This is a genomic window from Caulobacter sp. P1_B12_2 (genome assembly GCF_056406675.1).
Window position 1 is genome coordinate 1 of record NZ_JBFTZS010000612.1, and the last position, 2,118, is coordinate 2,118.

The window sequence follows — 2,118 nt, forward strand, 5'->3', positions numbered from 1 at the left end:
GTTCGAAGATGTCGGCGAACGACATCGGCGCGCCGGGCGGCGGCGCGAACATCGGGGCCGGATTGCCGGCCACGCCCGAGGTGCGGATCACCTGAGCCGGCTCAGCCGCTCCCGCGGGGCCCATGCGCATGCCGACCCCGGCCAGCGCCGCGCAGGCCACGCCCGCGCCGGCCACCGCACCGACAAAGAAACCAGACTTCCTAGCAGCCATCTTACGTCTTTCCTCACCCACGGCGCGCGGCGCCGGGTCGTTGGCTTGAGAACCTAGTTGCGCTGGCGAAAGGCGCAATGGTCTTCGAAGAGATGATGCGTCCACGCTCAAGATGGTCTTGGGGCGTCTTCGCGGCGCAATCGTGTCATTCGTCCTTCAACAACACCTGAAGACGCGCTTCCTCCACCTGCGAAAGTGTTTGCGCGTCTTCGTCGTCCGCCGCCGAGGCGGCTTTCCGGCGCAGAAGCAGCACCATCAGCACGCCGCCCAAAATCAGCGCAATCCCAGGCGTGGCCCAGAGCAGCGCGTTGCCGGCCGAGAATGGCGGCTTCAGCAGCACGAACTCGCCATAGCGCTCGACTAGAAACGCGCGGATCTGCGGGTCGCTGCGCCCCTGCTTCACTTGGTCACGGACGACCTGGCGCAGGTCGCCGGCCAGGGCGGCCTCGGAATCGTCGATCGACTCGTTCTGGCAGACCAGGCAGCGGACCTCGCGGAAGATCTCGCGGGCCCGGGCTTCCTGGACGGGGTCGGGCRGGCGCTCGGCCGGGTCGGCGGCGGCGCCGGCCATGCAGGCGATCGCCGCCAGGGCGATGAGGAGCCGCTTCACGCCGCCGTCTCCACCTTGCGCGCCACCCCGAACCGCAGGCGGCGGTCCGACAGCGAGACCAGCCCGCCGATCGCCATGATCAGCGGACCCAGGAAGATCAGCCGCACCCACGGATTGACGAAGGCCCGCACCAGCCAGGCCGGCTGGCCGCCCGGGCCCGCCCGGCGCTCGCCCAGCACGACATACAGGTCATCCAGCACCCTGGGACAGATCGCCACCTCGGAGGTGGTCTGCTTGCCGGTCGGATAGAACCGGCGCTCGGGCTTGGCCTCGCAGACCGGCGCGCCGGCCTTGGTGATCTTCACGACGCCGCGCTCGGCGATGTAGTTGCCGCCTTCGACCGTGCCGACGTCGCTGAGCACCAGCTCATAGGCCCCCAGCTTCAGCTGGCCGCCCACGCCCAGGGCCTGGGCCGCCTCGACCCGCCAGGTGGTCTCGAACGACGCGCCCAGCACGAAGATCCCCAGGCCCGCATGGGCCAGGGTGGTGCCCCAGGCGCCGCGCGGCAGGCCGGTCGCCCGGCGGCGGACCTCGGCCCAGGGGGCGCGGAACGCCCTCACCCGCTCGGCCAGCTCCGACACCGCGCCGCCGATCAGCCAGAAGCCGAGCACCAGGCCGGCGCTGGCCAGGGCGCTGCGCGGGGCGACGACGGCGAAGGCGACCAGACCCAGGATCGCGGCGACCGCCAGGGCCAGCCACAGGCGGCGCACCACCAGGCGGGCGTCACCACGCTTCCAGGCCAGCAAGGGCCCTGCCGGCAGGATGGCCATGGCCAGCACCATCAGCGGCGTGAAAGTCATGTTGAAGAACGGCGCGCCCACCGACACCGCCTCGCCGTCCATCGCCTCGCGGATCAGCGGATACAGAGTGCCCAGCAACACGGTCGCGGTCGCGACCGACAGGATGATGTTGTTCAGGACGATGGCGCTCTCGCGGCTGACCGGGGCGAACAGGCCGCCGGCGTTCAGGCTGGGGGCGCGCAGGGCGAACAGTACGAATCCGGCCCCGGCCGCTATGCCCATGATGGTCAGCAGCAGGACGCCGCGCGTCGGATCGACGGCGAAGGCGTGGACGCTGGTCAGCACGCCGGAGCGCACCAGAAAGGCGCCCAGCATCGAGAAGGTGAAGGCCGCCAGGCCCAGGAATACGGTCCAGCCCGGCAAGGCGCCGCGCTTTTCCAGCACCACGGCCGAGTGCAGCAGAGCGGTGCCGATCAGCCAGGGCATGAAGCTGGCGTTCTCGACCGGGTCCCAGAACCACCAGCCGCCCCAGCCCAGTTCGTAATAAGCCCAGAAGG

The 2,118-nt window shown here is 70.4% G+C and carries 2 protein-coding genes and 1 pseudogene; all 3 read right to left on the bottom strand.

Annotated features, from left to right (window positions below; all coding sequences use genetic code 11):
* Positions 1–211, bottom strand: a pseudogene (locus tag AC1DZ6_RS24010) (serine protease); the annotation flags it as partial.
* Between the two features lie 145 nt (positions 212–356).
* Positions 357–821, bottom strand: a complete 465-nt coding sequence (locus AC1DZ6_RS24015; RefSeq protein ID WP_477099616.1) for a cytochrome c-type biogenesis protein — start codon at positions 819–821, stop codon at positions 357–359.
* Positions 818–2,118 (bottom strand): heme lyase CcmF/NrfE family subunit (locus AC1DZ6_RS24020; protein WP_477099617.1); only part of this gene is annotated, 1,301 nt, incomplete at its 5' end. The genes AC1DZ6_RS24020 and AC1DZ6_RS24015, both read right to left, overlap by 4 nt.